General features: G+C 48.1%; 14 protein-coding genes. 7 read left to right on the top strand and 7 right to left on the bottom strand.

Annotated features, from left to right (window positions below):
- Positions 1 to 144: 144 nt before the first annotated feature.
- The 3 genes from BLS03_RS16440 to BLS03_RS16450 form a co-directional block, all read right to left on the bottom strand.
- Positions 145 to 1083 carry a bile acid:sodium symporter family protein gene (locus BLS03_RS16440; protein ID WP_093276402.1) on the bottom strand — a complete coding sequence of 313 codons (939 nt, stop codon included), beginning with the start codon at positions 1081 to 1083 and terminating at the stop codon, positions 145 to 147.
- A 131-nt stretch (positions 1084 to 1214) separates the two neighbouring features.
- The gene (locus BLS03_RS16445; RefSeq protein WP_093276404.1) at positions 1215 to 2090 is read right to left on the bottom strand and encodes a DMT family transporter; all 876 of its coding nucleotides are present in this window, start codon (positions 2088 to 2090) and stop codon (positions 1215 to 1217) included.
- Between the two features lie 226 nt (positions 2091 to 2316).
- The gene (locus BLS03_RS16450) at positions 2317 to 3174 is read right to left on the bottom strand and encodes a LysR family transcriptional regulator (protein WP_093276407.1); all 858 of its coding nucleotides are present in this window, start codon (positions 3172 to 3174) and stop codon (positions 2317 to 2319) included.
- Between the two features lie 232 nt (positions 3175 to 3406).
- Here BLS03_RS16450 and BLS03_RS16455 point away from each other — a divergent pair, with 232 nt between their 5' ends.
- The 3 genes from BLS03_RS16455 (at position 3407) to BLS03_RS16465 (ending at position 7345) form a co-directional block, all read left to right on the top strand.
- The gene (locus BLS03_RS16455; protein ID WP_093276408.1) at positions 3407 to 4054 is read left to right on the top strand and encodes a glutathione S-transferase family protein; all 648 of its coding nucleotides are present in this window, start codon (positions 3407 to 3409) and stop codon (positions 4052 to 4054) included.
- Positions 4055 to 4383: 329 nt separating this feature from the next.
- Positions 4384 to 4638 (top strand): hypothetical protein, encoded by a 255-nt coding sequence (locus BLS03_RS16460; protein ID WP_093276410.1) that lies wholly within the window; start codon positions 4384 to 4386, stop codon positions 4636 to 4638.
- Positions 4639 to 4669: 31 nt separating this feature from the next.
- On the top strand, positions 4670 to 7345 hold the full coding sequence (locus BLS03_RS16465) for a beta-glucosidase (RefSeq protein WP_093276413.1): 2676 nt from the start codon (positions 4670 to 4672) through the stop codon (positions 7343 to 7345).
- A gap of 138 nt (positions 7346 to 7483) precedes the next feature.
- Here the strand turns inward: BLS03_RS16465 and BLS03_RS16470 are convergent, their stop codons facing one another.
- Positions 7484 to 8251 carry a DNA/RNA non-specific endonuclease gene (locus BLS03_RS16470; RefSeq protein WP_093276414.1) on the bottom strand — a complete coding sequence of 256 codons (768 nt, stop codon included), beginning with the start codon at positions 8249 to 8251 and terminating at the stop codon, positions 7484 to 7486.
- Between the two features lie 756 nt (positions 8252 to 9007).
- Here BLS03_RS16470 and BLS03_RS16475 point away from each other — a divergent pair.
- The 4 genes from BLS03_RS16475 to BLS03_RS16490 all read left to right on the top strand — a co-directional run bounded on the left by BLS03_RS16475 (position 9008) and on the right by BLS03_RS16490 (position 13067).
- On the top strand, positions 9008 to 10099 hold the full coding sequence (locus BLS03_RS16475; RefSeq protein ID WP_093276416.1) for a protein kinase family protein: 1092 nt from the start codon (positions 9008 to 9010) through the stop codon (positions 10097 to 10099).
- A gap of 187 nt (positions 10100 to 10286) precedes the next feature.
- Positions 10287 to 10895, top strand: a complete 609-nt coding sequence (locus BLS03_RS16480; protein ID WP_093276418.1) for a suppressor of fused domain protein — start codon at positions 10287 to 10289, stop codon at positions 10893 to 10895.
- A gap of 188 nt (positions 10896 to 11083) precedes the next feature.
- Entirely contained in the window at positions 11084 to 11671 is a 588-nt protein-coding gene (locus tag BLS03_RS16485) for a DUF938 domain-containing protein (protein ID WP_093276421.1), read from the top strand.
- A 352-nt stretch (positions 11672 to 12023) separates the two neighbouring features.
- A complete protein-coding gene (locus BLS03_RS16490; RefSeq protein WP_093276423.1) occupies positions 12024 to 13067 on the top strand; it encodes a methyl-accepting chemotaxis protein in 1044 nt (347 codons plus the stop codon).
- A 94-nt stretch (positions 13068 to 13161) separates the two neighbouring features.
- Here BLS03_RS16490 and BLS03_RS25700 read toward each other — a convergent pair whose 3' ends face one another.
- The 3 genes from BLS03_RS25700 to BLS03_RS16500 are packed head-to-tail and all read right to left on the bottom strand — an operon-like array spanning position 13162 to position 15870.
- A complete protein-coding gene (locus BLS03_RS25700; protein WP_176765622.1) occupies positions 13162 to 13314 on the bottom strand; it encodes a hypothetical protein in 153 nt (50 codons plus the stop codon).
- Between the two features lie 16 nt (positions 13315 to 13330).
- Positions 13331 to 14173 carry an energy-coupling factor transporter transmembrane component T family protein gene (locus BLS03_RS16495; RefSeq protein WP_093276426.1) on the bottom strand — a complete coding sequence of 281 codons (843 nt, stop codon included), beginning with the start codon at positions 14171 to 14173 and terminating at the stop codon, positions 13331 to 13333.
- Positions 14170 to 15870: an ABC transporter ATP-binding protein gene (locus tag BLS03_RS16500; RefSeq protein WP_093276428.1), complete on the bottom strand. Its 1701-nt coding sequence runs from the start codon at positions 15868 to 15870 to the stop codon at positions 14170 to 14172. Before BLS03_RS16500 ends, BLS03_RS16495 begins: the two co-directional genes overlap by 4 nt.
- Position 15871: the final 1 nt, after the last annotated feature.

Genomic DNA, 15871 nt, shown 5'->3' on the forward strand with positions numbered 1-15871 from the left:
TAGATTGAGGCAAATTCTGACTTTCGTGCCAGTGTGACTTTGCTTTTAGGCCTGACAGTGTACGCCGAGTAAAGCGGTTTATCGGGTTTTCTTTAGCGCATAAAAAAGCGCTCTCTTAGGAGCGCTTTGAGCAAAGCGTGAGCATTACGCCTCGGAGGCGAGTTTCGCACTAGGCTGTGCTTGACGTTTTGACCAGAAGCCAGCCAAAAGGGAGCCGCTGATGTTGTGCCAAACCGAGAAAATGGTGCCAGCAATCGCTGCGGTTGGGGCAAAAAACTTCATCGCCAGTGCGGTGGCAAGGCCAGAGTTTTGTAAGCCCACTTCAAAGGCGATAGTGCGGCAGGTTTTTTCTTCAAAACCGAGCTTTTTGCTGATCAAATAACCGGCGCCAAGGCCAATTGAGTTGTGCAGCACCACGGCAACGGCAACCATAGGGCCAACTTCAACTAATTTGCCCGCATTGAGTGCCACCACAATGGCGATGATAGTGATGATCGCCAGCATCGAAATCAAAGGCAGAACGGCTTCCACCTTTGCGATCTGCTTATGCAGTAAACTATTGAGCACAATGCCGATTAATACCGGTACCAGCACCACTTTAACCAAGCTTAGGATCATGCTTGCGACCGGAATGTCGACGGCTTTGCCTGCCAACAGCTCGACCAAAAACGGCGTAAAAATGACGCTCAGCAAGGTGCTGATTGCCGTCATGGTTATAGAGAGCGCCACATCGCCCTTGGCTAAAAAGCACATCACGTTGCTGCTGGTACCGCCGGCCACACAGCCGACCAACACCAAGCCCACGGTTAAATCTGGATCAAAACCGAGCACGCTGGCGATGGCTAGTGCTACCAGTGGCATAACCGTAAATTGCAGCACCACGCCTGTCGAGACCGCTTTAGCATTGGTCAGCACGTTGGCAAAATCTTGTGGTCTGAGGGTTAAGCCCATGGCTAACATGATGATTGTCAGCAGTGGCACGATGGAGGTTTTTAAGCCGCTAAACAGCTCGGGTTGAAAGAAGGCGATGGCAGACAGCGCCACCGCCCAAACTGGGAACAGCTGGGTGATTTTATTGAGCATTCTCGTATCCATGTTGTGTTTGTTGTGATTATTTTTATATCAAACACATACTATGGATAAATGAATAAAAATGCACCCCGCAATTTGCAGCTTCAGGTATTATTCAAGGATTAAGCTTCTTGGGTTAACACTTAATGAAACATCACCAGCACAGCAGCGATGCCCACTAAACACAGCGCGAACATGTCTTTACGGCGCGCCTTTTCTTTCAGCCACAGCGCCGAAATCAGCATCATAAAGAAGATCTCAACTTGGCCGAGGGTTTTCACGTACGGCACGCTTTGCAGTGACATGGCGCTAAACCAGCCCAGTGAGCCCAAAAAACTCATCAAACTGGTCAGCATGACCCGTTTGCGATGAACAAACATCGCGCTGAGCGTGGCGCGATCGCGCATCAGCAAGTAGCCAGTGAGCAGCAAGGTTTGCAGAGTAATCACGCTAAACAGCACCCAAGCCGCGCTGTGTGGAAACGGCAGGTGCAGGCTCAAGCTGGCTTCGCGTACCCACAGCGAGGTGAGGGCAAAAGCGCTTGAGCAGGCAAGGCCAATCATCACAGTCTTAAGTGACAACTGGTTCAGTTTGCCTGGCGAGCTTAAAATCACCACCGCGACGCCGCCAATAAATACCCCAAGCCAGCCCCAAGAAGTCAGCGTGGTGCCAAAAAATAGCACGCCAAGCAACGCGGCAACTGGCGCTTCACACTTGGCTAGCCCTGCGCCAATGGCGAAATTTTTCTGTTTAAACAACACCACCATCAAACCGGTGGCGATGATCTGCATCACCGCGGCGCCAACCACAAAGCCGATCGACTGAGTGGTGAGCTCGGGCAGCGGCGCTTCATCCACTTGATACAGCACCAACAAATAAATCAGCGCCAGCGGACTGGCGCATAAGAAACGTGACAATGTCACGCCGATGATATTTAATTGTTTACTTAAAGTACTTTGCAGTGCATTACGCCACGCCTGGCAGAAGGCGGCAAAGAGGGTAAATAAAATCCAAACCATACAAAACTCATTAATGATAATTAAAATAATCGAGCGATAGCCCCAAGGCCGGCTCACGAACAGCAGGTGGGCGCCGCAATTCACCTTCTGATGTGGTCATTTCCCCTAAGGTTCACTTGGTAAAGTGACTACCCTTAAGTTTGATTGCGTCAAGGGTAGAAGAACACAAAGGGGAAAGCCGCTAGACGGGCAAGCTATACATCAGTAAGCACTACATCAGTAAGCACTACACCAGGTGAAGTTGCGGCTTGCGCAGTCGAAATTTACCGCTGAGCTGTTTGAGAAATTCGTCGCTTAGCAGTGGATGGGGCTTAGCGCCCACCGCGAGGACCACATCGACCGCAGGCAGCGGCGGCATATTCTCAACAATGCGCAGGTCAGGGCTGACGCTGAGTTTGCCCATTGCGCCAATCGCCAAACCTTGGCGTACAATCGCGCGCTGCGCAGAGGCGGTGTTGCAGCAGGCCAGAAGTTGGTAGTCGACGCCGCGTTTGGTGAGTGAATCAATCGCCGCAGCGTGGTATTTACAATCAAATTGAAACAATGCCAGCGGCAGCGGTTGATGGAAATTCATCTGATAATCTGGCGCGGCGATCCACACCCCTTGATCCGCCGTTAGCCAATAGCCTTCTTCACTATTTGGTGAGCGAGTTAAAATCGCGCCATCAAGCTCACCGCTATCTAACTTTTGCCTTAGCGAGACACTGGGTTCGCTGTAGATTTGAATCGAGCACATCGGCGCGGCGCACTTTAACGCGGCAATCACTACCGGCAATACCGCATCGTTATAATCTTCTGGGCAACCGAGTCGCAGCGGTGTTTTGGCTTGGAATTTCTGCATCTGACTAAGGGCGCTGTCGTGAAAGCTGACCAAATTTTTGGCGTGCGAGCGCAAGCGAATGCCAGCTTCACTGAGCATTAAATTGCGGCCATCTTTCTCAAACAGTGGCGCACCAATTTCGTCTTCCAATTTACGCATTTGGGCGCTAAACGCCGATTGAGTGCGATTGATCTGTTTTGCTGCGCGCGTAAAACTTCCGGTTTCAACAAAGGCGAGAAAACTGCGTAGCGCTTCGATATCCATAACTCAGCTCAACATAAGCGGTGGGTAGGGTTCCAAGCTAGCGTTTTGAAGCAGATAAAACAAGCCCTTATCAGCAAAAGCTAGGATATTTCCCCATCGGTCGATGGGCTCATCGGTGTGGTCACCATCCATCGTAAATATTGATAATTGCTATCAAAACTATCTGTTAGTCGCGGCGCATCGATACCGCTATGCTCACTACTCAAGGTATGAGAAGCATAAGGAAACGCAGATGAAACTGTATATCGGTAACCAGAATTATTCGACTTGGTCGTTACGTGCTTGGTTGATCTTTGCCCAGTGTGAGCTTGATGTCGAGATTGAAAAATTGGCGCTGTTTAGTGAGGAATTTTACGCCACGCTGAAAGATAAAAACCCGGCGGCGAAAGTACCTGCACTGATTGATGGCGACATCGCGGTGTGGGATTCATTAGCGATTTTAGAATACGTCAATGAAGTGGTGCTCGATGGTAAAGCGTGGCCTGAGTCTGTGGCCGAACGCGCCAAAGCACGCGCGCTGGCGTGTGAAATGCATTCGGGCTTTTTCGCCTTGCGCGGTGAAATGCCGATGAACTGCCGCGCTAAACGCCGGGTTAATTTGAGCGAGCAAGCGCTGAAAGAGATCGAACGGGTTGATGCGATGTGGAGTGAGCAAATGGCCGCGTACCCAGAGCAATTTCTGTTTGGAGAATGGTCAATAGCCGATGCCATGTACGCACCGCTCGCACTGCGCTTTGAAACCTATCAAATTACACTTTCGCCACTGGCGCAGAGCTATCAGCAAAAAGTGCTCAATAGCCCGGCCATGCAGCGTTGGCTTGATGAAGCGAGCCTTGAAACGGATATCGTCGATGAAGACGAAGCCGGTGAGCCAGTTTAAATGCCGATGTAAGCAAGTACCGATGTAAGTCAATAGATGCCGAAATCGTGATTAAAAGCGCTCGTGTCAGAGCGCTGTTTTATGCCGTGCGTTTCTTTGTGTACAGGCCCGAGGGTAAAAAAACATCAACAAAACCATGCTTAAACTAATTGTTTTATCAGTAATTTGAATGTTATTCGCGCAATCAATTCCTTTTTTCCTTTCCCTGACATTTTCATAACAATACTGAACGGTACTGTACATAACCTATTGTGAACTTTCGCACCAATTAAGGCTAAGTAGTTAGGTTACTTGGTGTGTGTCAATGATAAACAAAGGAAGGATCGATTATGACACGTTCGTTGCAAATTAATGCGGCCTTACTGGTGTTCACCAGCCTGGTTTCGACCGCCAGTTGGGCCGACTCATCTTCTCAATCGACTGAGCAAGTCAGAAAGCTCAAACAGCAATATGAGGAAAACAAAGAAAATATTACCCACGCTGGAGATTATAAATCTTCCTCTTCGACCACCGACATGCCTGTGCTGTTTAGCGCTGATGTAAAAAAAGATGATGCCGTAGCCGCGGCGCAGCAAACCAATTAGTCGTTCGTCGAATATAATAAGGAAGACAGAAATGTCGAAAAATAAAACAGCTTTAGCAGTGATAGCATTGGCGAGCGCAGGAACTTCTGGCGTTGCTCATGCGTACTACAACGATATGTCATGGACCGATGTCGAAGCGCGCGTCAGCGCTATCTTCGATAACATGACTCAATCTGAAAAAATTGCCTTCATCCGTGTTGATGATGGCCACATGATTCCAAGTTCATCGCGTTTTGGTATCGAAGGTACCGTGGCGTATGACTCCTCGCTTGCTGTGCATGTTGATGGTGGTAACTTCGGCGCTGGTTATCCTTCACAAACCGCACTCGCCGCTACGTGGAACCTAAATCGCGCCAAAGAAGTCGGCAGTGCCTTGGGGTATGAAACACGCATCGCTGGTGGCGAGCAGATGTTATCGCCAGTGGCGAATTTGTACCGCACGCCATTTAATGGCCGTGCCGCAGAGTCGATTTGTGGTGAAGACCCATTTTTGTGCGCGGTGATGGCGCCTGCAATCACCAACGGTATTCAAAGCCAAGGGGTACAAGCCAGTGCCAAACACTTAATCGCCAACGAGCAAGAAGCGGATCGCCATAATCTTAATGTGATTGTTGATGAAAGACCGCTACGTGAGCTGTATTTAACGCCGTTTGAATCGTTGGTGAAAAACGCCGATATCGCCAGTCTAATGTGTGGTTTTAACCAGATTAACGGCGAATATGCGTGTGAAAATCACCACATCATTACCGACATCGTTAAAGGGGAATGGGGCTATCAAGGCTTTGTATTATCTGACTTTAACTCGATAACGGATGGCGTAAAAGGTGCATGGGCTGGAACAGATTTGGATATGCCATCTGGGCTTAAATTTACCGAATCGACCCTGACTCCGGCGCTGGAAGCGGGCACGTTGACACAAAACGTCATTGACGACAAAGTGCAGCGCAACCTGCGCGCATTGGTGCGTTATGGTTTTGATGAACGCACTTTTGACGCGCAATCGCTGGAAAATACCGACAAAGGTTTAAGCGCATCGCTTGATACCGCCCGTGAAGGTATCGTTCTGCTTAAAAATGATAACGATTTATTGCCTCTGAGCAAAAGTTCGACCATCGCGGTGGTGGGCGATTTTGCCCAGCACGCGCCTAGCTCACCGTTTGGCACCGCTTATTCGGTGGCTGAATCGGATTACGTCAGCGAGCTCAATGGCTTACAGGCGCTCAATACCAGCTCAAGCAATGTGGTGTTTTTATCGGGCATGTCGTTAACCCCAAGCACAAGCAAGTGGTACCTGCCAAGTTGCACCGAAGCCCGTGACGACTGTGATGTGGGTGTTGAAGCGGAGTTTTTTAGTAACACCGATTTAGACGGCGAAGCCGATGTGAGTCGCACCGCTCCGGTGGTCAATTTCGATTGGACGGAGATGACCAACAACCTCGGTGACGAAGAGCGCAGTGTCGATGATGTCAGCGCGACCTTGGGCGCATTTTCGGCGCGGTTTACCGCTAAATTCAAGCCTGAAATCAGCGGCAATCATGTGCTTAAAGTGCGTGCCGACGGCCCATTTAAGCTCTATCTTGATGATGAGTTAATTTTGCAAAGTGATGGCGAACCTCGTGCTACTGATGTGCCAGATGCCTTGGCACAAAGCGTTAAAACGGGCCGTCTTAAAGCTGGAAAACTGTATGAAGTGCGTTTGGAATACAGCCGTGAGCAATACTATCAGCCGACATTGGGCGGGCTTAACGGCGTACAGTTGAGCTGGGCTTCGCTGACACCGCCAAGCGATCTTGGCGATTACGACGCAGTGGTTGCTGTGGTTGGACGCAACTATGAAACCGAAGGCGAGGGCATGGACTCGGTTTTTGATATGCCGGATCAACAAAAAGTGCTGCTCAACAAACTGATTAAAGCCAACCCTAATACTATTGTTGTGATGCATGGTGGTGGTGGCATGAATATGCTGCCGTGGGCGAACAATGCCAGCGCGATTTTACATGCGTGGTATAGCGGTCAACTTGGTGGTCAAGCACTGGCTGAAATCATCTACGGGGATGTGAATCCATCGGGTAAATTGCCGATCACCTTAGATAAGAAGATCGAAAATAACCCAAGTTATGCGTCCTATTCAGACCCTGATGACTACGTTGGCGATGATGCCAAAGAGACAATGACCTATGAAGAAGGTTTGTATGTCGGCTATCGTGGCTATGACCAGTCTGGGAAAAAGCCGCTCTATCCATTTGGTTTTGGCCTGTCGTACACCAGCTTTGCGTTTAGCGATTTGGCGCTAAGTTCAAATACGGTTTCTGAAGATGGCACGCTTTACGCCACCTTCACGGTCACCAACACCGGCGGCGAAGCTGGCTATGAAACTGCGCAGCTGTATGTGAAACCGCTTAACTCGTCGGTTGACCGTCCAGAGAAAGAGCTGAAAGGCTTTAGTAAGGTGTATCTCGAAGCGGGTGAGAGTAAGCAAGTAACGATTCCACTTAATGCTCGCTCGTTTGCTTACTATGAGCAAAGCACCGACAGCTGGGATGTCGACAAAGCACGTTATCGCATTTTGGTTGGGGACAGTTCAAATAACTTAACCCAAAAAGCGGTGGTGCGCGCAACCAAAGCGCTGTCGCTTACCACTCGAGATTCCAACCCGCTGCCGACGCCAATGCAAGAAGCGGTTAAGGTGACTCAAGGAGATTTCTAAACCGTGAGGTTCGGTAATTGAAAGCGAAACGCCTAGACCTCAACACTGCATTTAGTTAATGGTACTGATATTTTCAGCGCAGCCAAGGCCAGTCATAAGACTGGCCTTTTTCTATTTGAGCGCAGCGCCTGAGATCACTTAGTCACAGCCAAGCGCGCTGGTCAGGCCGCCCACTGCACCTTCCACCGCGCTTTCTTTGTAAGAAGCCAGTGATGGCATGATGTCCAAACCTGAACGCGACTCCACCTCATCCACCGTCACTTCATAGGAGCAATAGTCACTGCTGCGTGAGGCGTCTTGTTCCATGATAAACGCCGACGCTTCGACCCAGCCATCGACATCGGTAATCACCACTTTAAAGTAACCACTTGGGATGGTATGGCTTTCGTCAGCCTCTGGCAGAGTGGCGAAATACCACTCGTACAAAGGCCCGGATACCACATACACATCTTGACCGGTTTCGACGTAGTCACGCACTGCGGATTCTAAATCGACCCAGGGGCCTTGATTGAGGTCGGATGCTTGAGGAGTGATGTTGGAAAGGTAGTTAAGCATCGCCCAATCGTCGGCGTTACTGAACGCCGCCAGCGGGACTTGGTGGCCACGGTCGGTGCCGATGGTCGCGTGAGCATCGGTATAGTCGGCAGGTTCAAGTGTATCGTCGCTATCAAGGTCGGGGTCCGCTTTCCAGTTGCGACTGCGCGATGGGCCGTTGATGGTATCGGTGGTGACGTGATAAGCCACCCAGTCGGCAAATTTGGTGGTGGCGTTATTGCTTAATGTGTACACCGAGCGTTCGAGCTGTTCGCCACTGACGCCCGATGGGCAGCCGTAAACACAGTTGGCGGCGTAGTTAGCGCTGCTCCATACGCAGCAGCTGGCTAAAATACAAAGTTTGATCTTCATGGTATCCATTCCTTTATTTTCCGGTTGGGGTCGAAAATCAGATTAGAGAGGGAAATAGAAATGGTTAAGTTTATTTTTGAGACACAAAATAGAAGTGGAAAATATCATAACATTTGACCAGTTATTATGCGTTGAATAAGCAGAATGATGGCAGGTTTAAATAAAGTGATAATCGTCTTTAAATAGTCAGGTTACTATCAAAACCAGAGCTGATTTGATGCGTTTTTCGCTTAGAGTAGTGAAATGTAAAATTCAAACTGGCGCTATATTTATTGAGTGTTTACATAAGCTGTGTGTGATTCGATTAAGCTCAAGTTTTGTTTGGCTAAGGTTAGGTTTATCGCTGGTCTGTTTTGTGAAAAATCGTCATAAAAATGCCATAATTTTGCGTTTTTATAGTGTTTGATAATTGCATAAATTAAGGTGTTTGTAATGTAAGTAATATTTTATTAATTGAGCCTTTCATATTTATCTGTTGAGAATTAAAACATAACTCTGTCCAAAAATAATGATCGTACTGTTGGGTAAGTAATAATAACGCTGACCAAGAAAATGTAATCGATTACGGTTTTAATATCGATGTTAATAAAACCAAAATATATTTGAAACAAGTTTTGCTTTAACTATATGAGACTACGCCTAGCGCTCTGCGCCCTAAAACATATTGGTAAGGAGGATGTGAAGACAGGGTTTGTCATCAATATTAATTCGTGGGTGATGTCTTAGGTAAAGATGTCTTATGCGAAGGAGAGCAACATGAATCGACGTCAGCAACAACAGGCCGAATTTGATCAAAGCCGCGCCAATATCATTGTCGGCGATGCGGGTCATTGTCCGCTGCCTCCGAGCGAACTGGCGGCGATCGATGCTCAGCACCCAAGCGTGGTGGAGTACTTTGGCTCAGGATTAACCGCGCAAGTGTTTCGATTATCGTGTGATGGCAAAGACTACACACTCAAGAAACGCCGCCCGCAAGCAAAAGTGGCCAATCTTGATGGTCAATATTCGTTTCTTAATGAAGTGCAGCGCCGCGCGGATTTTGCACAGTTAAAAAGCCATCACAGTCACGAGTTTCAATCTCACCAGCCATTTCATCACATTGTTGATACCGTTTATGCCGATTATCGGCTTGGCATTATCTTGTCTCCGTGGATTGAAGGTCGAGCGCTCAATGAGTTGACTCCAGGATTGGCTGAGCAACTGCTCGATACGCTGTTTGCCTGTGAAAAGCACGGGTTAATGGAGTGGGATTTATGCCAAGGGAATCTATTGGTCGATGACAGCGGAGCGCTGAAGCTGTTTGATTTTGGCTATATGTATCGGTTCGACCCGTTAACGGAATTTAATAGTAATGGCCTAAGCGATCCGCTATTTCACGCCGCAGAGCGTTTTGAAACCCGCTTTATTTCGGGGTGGCTGCTAGGGTTTGATATTGACCAGCAATTGGCCTTGTATCGCGTATGGAAGCAAGCGGCGCTGAGTAATTATCGCCAGCGCTTGGCTTGGCTGGTTGAAAAGGGTGCGAGTAAGGCGGTCATTGGGCGAATCGAGAATACGGTTGAGCTCTGGCAACAGGCTTTGCAAAGTGGTTCGCAATTTCACGCGCTGTTTTTGGTTGAGATGTTTCGCTCTCATGTGTTGGATATTGAAGACGATCTTGCTGGACAAAGCTGCACCGCACTGACGTTAAAGCGTATCGACGTGGTATTGGCCGCGATTCAGGGCCATTTTTCGCAGCTGGAACAGGGCGGCGCGCTGTTTTATCACAATCAAGGAAAAAGCCAATCGCAGTTATTGAGTGATTACACAACTAAGTCTTTGACGGCTAAGAAATATCAAATTTCCTAACCAACGGAATGGTGTGCGGCGTCTCAAAAATGTGTCACTCGATTTAACTAATTTGGCCAAAATAGCCGCCTAAATGTTAAGCCCAGTCAAATAACTGGTATGACTTGATTCTGATTCCTCAAGATATCGCACGCCGTCAAGGGCGGTATCCGTGGGTATAAAGACGTTATCCAAAGCGAGTAGACGAATGAACAAATACATTGAAACTGAGCTCAAACATTACAATCTGCATTTTGGCAGTAAATATGCCAAGTTGTACTCTAACCAACAGTTGAGTGACCGTCATCAGCGTGTTCCTGAGATTGTGATTGCTCATTATTCCAAGCGCGACACTGGACGTCCTCACGACATTCTCATTACCGCGGGAATGAGCAGTCAAGTACAAACGTTTCCTGAAGACTATCATCAAGAACGCTGGTCGACAGAGCTGATTTTGTATTTGGATACGGTCACCGAACAAGATATTGAGTGGATGGTGTGGCTGTCATCGCTACCGTTTATCGACGATTTTGCACTTGGTTATGGCCACAGTGTGTTTTGGTCGGAACCGCTTTATTCACACAGTACTTTATCGAAGTTTTTGTTTATCAGCCCAGTAATCAAAATCGACGATACGCTGCTGGATGATTTTTCGCTGGCGCCGTATCCGGTTGAACCGCTTTGGGTGGTACCGATCACCGACGCTGAATATCAGCTCAAACGAGAACAAGGCCTCGCGCCGATTTTTACTCTGTTTCACCAAAATCAACATCCGGTGGTACTCAACCGCCATCGCCGCTGCTATGTCAGTAGTTAAGTCGTGTCTGTAGTTAACTAACGTCAGTCGTTAAGTAACGTTAGTCGCTCAGTAAACTCGACCGTTGAACAAAGTCATTCGTTAATCGTTAATCGCGACTTTTTCACCATCGTTGCTCCCATCTGCATAGGATTTCGTTATCATCGGTGCAATAGGTTAAGTTTTGCGCCAATGATAGAGGAACGGTTATGTCGAAAAATTTTGCTCCGGCTTGTGAGCGTAATAAGGCACCAATACTTGAGCAGCTCCAAGTGCATTTTGCCAACGCCACTCAGGTATTGGAAATTGGCTCAGGGACGGGGCAGCACGCGATTCATTTTGCCAAACATTTACCCCATCTTAAGTGGCACACCAGTGATTCAGCGGTCAATCATGCCAGTATTCACGCCTATTTACGCGATGCGAAACTGAATAATCTTGTAGCACCTTGCGAGTTTATCGTCGGCGTGAATGACTGGCCAAAATTGGATGTCGATGCGGTGTTCACCGCTAATACCACCCATATTATGCAAGTGCACGAAGCGCAATTAATGATGGCGCTGGTGGCTTCGCATCTGCCTAAGGGTGGGGTGTTTTGCCAATATGGACCGATGAAAATAGCGGGTGATTACACGGGTTTGTCGGATGAGGAATTTGATCGCCATATTCTCGCCCAAGGTTTTGGTGGGATTCGTGATATAGAGCAGTTGCAGCAGTGGGCGCCAGGATTAATTTTGCGTGAGCGAATTGCGATGCCGGCGAATAATTTTCTATTGGTATGGCGAGTCGAAAAATAACCGCGCTTAACCTGTGATAGGTTTTAAATATATAGTTGACCGTCCTGTAAATGGATATTTTTCAGATTCAAAATTACATATCATAAAACTCATTCATGAGACGCCCTTATCGCATAAGGCTTGGAATGGTGTTCGGAATGAATCTATTAGAGTATTTACTATAAATCTAATTCAGTTTCTGAATGAGTCGCCTTATAATCGAAAGTTAATAGCGTTAATTCTAATCTTTTCAAAAAGAAAACGTTATTAATGGTGATGTAACGATTGCGCATGAATATAAAAACAATATGCAATAAGTTTAATTAAATGGATTGAGATAGCCAATCTCAGATACAAATCAATAAGGACTCACATGCTCTTTAAACTGTCAATTACTCGTAAGTTGGCCGTCGCAGATATCGCGATCATTGTACTTGCTCTCGCTTATTATTGGCTGGTTGATAATAATTTTGATCTGACAATCTATATCGCGGCTTTGTTTGCGCTTGGGTTTATCAATATGGTCATGATTTGCCAATCACTGGTTGGCAATATCACTAAGCTTGAACGTAAACTATTCTCTCAATTGCACAATAGTCGTCGTGTTAGCCGTCATGGTCATGCGCTTGAACATATTCAAAGTGGATTACAACTCCTGCTCGACGATTGTGCGAGTTACGAACAGCAAGTGTCGACGCTTGGTGAGCAAAATCAATCGTATAAGCAAAGTATCAGTAAGCTCGAAGCCTCCGTGCATCGCAAAGATGGCGTGTGGCAAGACCGCATGAGCAGCGTATCCCATTCTCTTGAGAAACTGCATGAGGTCGTTGAACACTTGGCAGGTTCGGTGAGTGAATGCGCTGAAGGGGCGAAGTCGTCAACTCAAGATATTTCGAGCAGTTGTGACAATATGAACGCCGCCGCTCAGGCAACCAGAGAAGATGCGGAATTTATTCGCGGGTTTAAAGGCCAAATCGCTCAGCTCGGCAGCAGTGTCGGTACCATCAATTCGCTGGCGCTGGAAATCAACGACATCTCGGATCAAACCAATTTGCTGGCGCTCAATGCTTCGATTGAAGCGGCGCGCGCAGGCGAACAGGGCCGTGGCTTTGCCGTGGTGGCAGATGAAGTGCGTAATTTGGCGGCGCGCGCGCGTTCGTCGAGTGCCAAAATTGAGCAAAGCATTGAGTCGGTCGCGAAACAAGCCGAAGAGTGCCGTGTTGGGATTGAGCGCATCAGCAGCCATGTGGATCAAGCGGTGGTCTACAACGGCGCAGAAACCGAATCGATGCAGAGCATCTTTGAGCGCTTAGCCAATGTCAGTGAGCAAATCACTCAGTTAATGAGCGCGGTTGATGAGCAAAAAGGCTTGATTGAATCGGCGAAGCGCGATGTTGATGCGATTCGAACCTTTTAATCGTTAACAGCGAATCAGGCATGAAAAAGAGGCAGGGGATACCTGCCTCTTTGCCGTTTAAACGTCGCATGGATGGGTGATGCGACGTACAAACTTAGTCCGCTTTTTTCACTTCCGGCATTTGATATTCGCCGCTTTGCATCTCTTCGTTCGCGCCGTATAAACGCATGATCGCGTAAAATTGCTTCTTCGGAATGGGCAAGAAGTTCGCGTCAAGCGATTTGCCTGCTTCATTTGAAAACGCCAAATCCTAACGATTGAGTTTAATAAAACGGATACCAAAATAGCTCATTGTCGAGAATACGTTTGGCGATGGCCGCAATGGTGAGTAGCAGCATGATGCCGATCCACAGCCAATCAGTTTGAGTGAGTGGCTTTTGGCTGTACCAAGTGCGCGTTTTGTGCTGACCAAAGCCTCGCAGTGTCATGGCGTTGGAAATATCGGTTGCGCGATCCAAGCTTGAAAACAGTAACGGAATCAAAATCTTTGCGCTGTTTTTGAGCCGTTCAAACAGCGGCGCTTTTTTCGATAGTTCAATACCGCGCGCCTGCTGGGCGTGCATGATATTGACAAAATCGTTTTTGACTTCAGGCAGGTAGCGCAAAGTCAGGCTCACCGCATAAGCGATTTTATAGGGCACACCCAATTTATTCAGGCTCGCGGCAAACTCTGTGGGGTGGGTGGTGAACACAAACAGTAACGCAATCGGAAACATGCTGAAGTACTTAAGGGTCACCGTGACCAGATAAAACAGTGTTTCGGCGCTTAGCGAGTAATCGCCAGGCAGCGACAGCAAAATGTGCTGGCTACCGATGTAAATATCACCTTGTCTTGGCGCAAGCAAAAACATAAACAGCGCGTTGAGCGACAGCATCACAACCGCACCAATCAGCAGTGGACGATACACAGAAAATGGCACGCGCGACACGGCCAGCAACGCCAACCCAATTGCCACCATCGATAGAATAATACGCAGGTCAAAGGTGGTGAGCACGATAGTGACCCAAGAAATGAAGACGATAAATTTTGTAATGCCATTTAGCGCGTGCAGCGCAGAGCCGGTATCGACATATTGAATGCCAAATTGGGATTTGGAAGTGCTCATGCCAGGGGTGTCTCTTGTTCCTGTTGAATAAAGTGGCGCATAAAGCCGTGGGTGTCATCAATCTGTGCATATTGCGCTAATTGATACAGGCTGGTGGTTGCAAGGTTCGCTTGCTTGAGCAGTGGCGGGTTACTGAAAATCTCCACCATAGGCGCGTCAGCGATGACTTTGCCGTCGCTAAACACCAGCGATCGAGAGCTGTATTCAAGCACCAGATGCATGTCGTGAGAAATAATCACCACGGTGATGCCCAGTTCGCGATTGAGGCGCTTAATAAACTTCATCATCGCGGTATAGTGGCGATGGTCTTGCCCCGCGGTTGGCTCGTCGAGAATGATAAGTTCAGGGTCAAGCGCTAAAATCGATGCGATGGTAACGCGTTTCTTTTGCCCATAGCTCAGCGCAGAAATCGGCCAATGACGATATTTACTTAAGCCGCACAAGTTAAGAACTTGGTTTACTTTGTACTCGATTTGGCTGTCGTCCAAACCGCGATTACGTAGCCCAAACGCGATCTCATCAAAGATCATATGATGAGAAATCATGTGGTTAGGGTTTTGCATCACCACACCGATTTTTTGGCTGCGCTCAAAAATCGACAGCGACGCCAAATCTTGGCCGTCAAATTCAATGCTGCCGCTATCGGCATCAACAACGCCCATGATCAGTTTGGTCAGCGTGGACTTACCAGAGCCATTTTTGCCCAAAATCGACACAAATTCGCCGCGCGCAATGCCAAAACTCATCGCATCGATCACATTAACCTGATTTTGATAGCTGTAACTCAGCTGGTTGATGCGCAGTAACGGCTTACCGTGAGGCGGCGGACAGTAGGGCGACGCGTTTTGAAACCAATCTGCGAGCGGCGAGGCGTATTGGTCTAAAGGCATCGCACTAAGCTGGTGAGGATGATCGGCACTTGAGATGTGGCAATTAGCGCGGCGCAGCGCCGTTAAGTACAAAGGTTCGCGAATGCCGTATTGAGCAAGCAGTGGCGAGACCAGAATATCTTCGGCGCGGCCATCGGCAACGACGCTGCCGTTATCCATCAACACGATGCGATCAACGCTGCGATGCAATACATCTTCAAGGCGATGCTCAATAATAATGATGGTTTTGTTGGTCTCTTTGCTTAGCTTGTCGATGATTTCAACGGCTTTTTGGCTCGATTGTGGATCGAGCGCCGCAAGCGGTTCGTCAAACAGCAAAATATCGACGTCATCAACCAGAACGCCGGCCAGAGATACACGCTGTTTTTGACCGCCAGATAACTGCTGCGGCGAGCGTTCGAGCATGTCGCCAAGTTCCACCAATTCGGCGGTGGCTTTGACCAGTGGGTACATTTCGGCGCGCGAACGACACTGATTTTCTAGAGCAAAAGCAATGTCTTCGCCAACACTGAGGCCAACAAACTGGTTGTCGGTATCTTGCAATACCGTGCCCACATGTTGGCTGATTTGATCTATGGTCAGAGACTGTACGTTTTGACCGTTGAGCTCAAGCTGCCCAGTGATTTCGCCGGGCATGGCGTTGGGGATGAGGCCATTAAGACAATGGCCTAATGTCGATTTTCCGCTGCCGCTTGCTCCCAATATCAGAACTTTTTCACCGCTCGCTATCTCTAGATCTATGTGTTTAAGCGTGGGTTTGTCTAACGATTCATATCGAAAGCTAAAGTCTGAAAATTGGATGGTCATG

It is taken from the genome of Vibrio xiamenensis, assembly GCF_900100015.1.
Taxonomy (GTDB): Bacteria; Pseudomonadota; Gammaproteobacteria; order Enterobacterales; family Vibrionaceae; genus Vibrio; species Vibrio xiamenensis.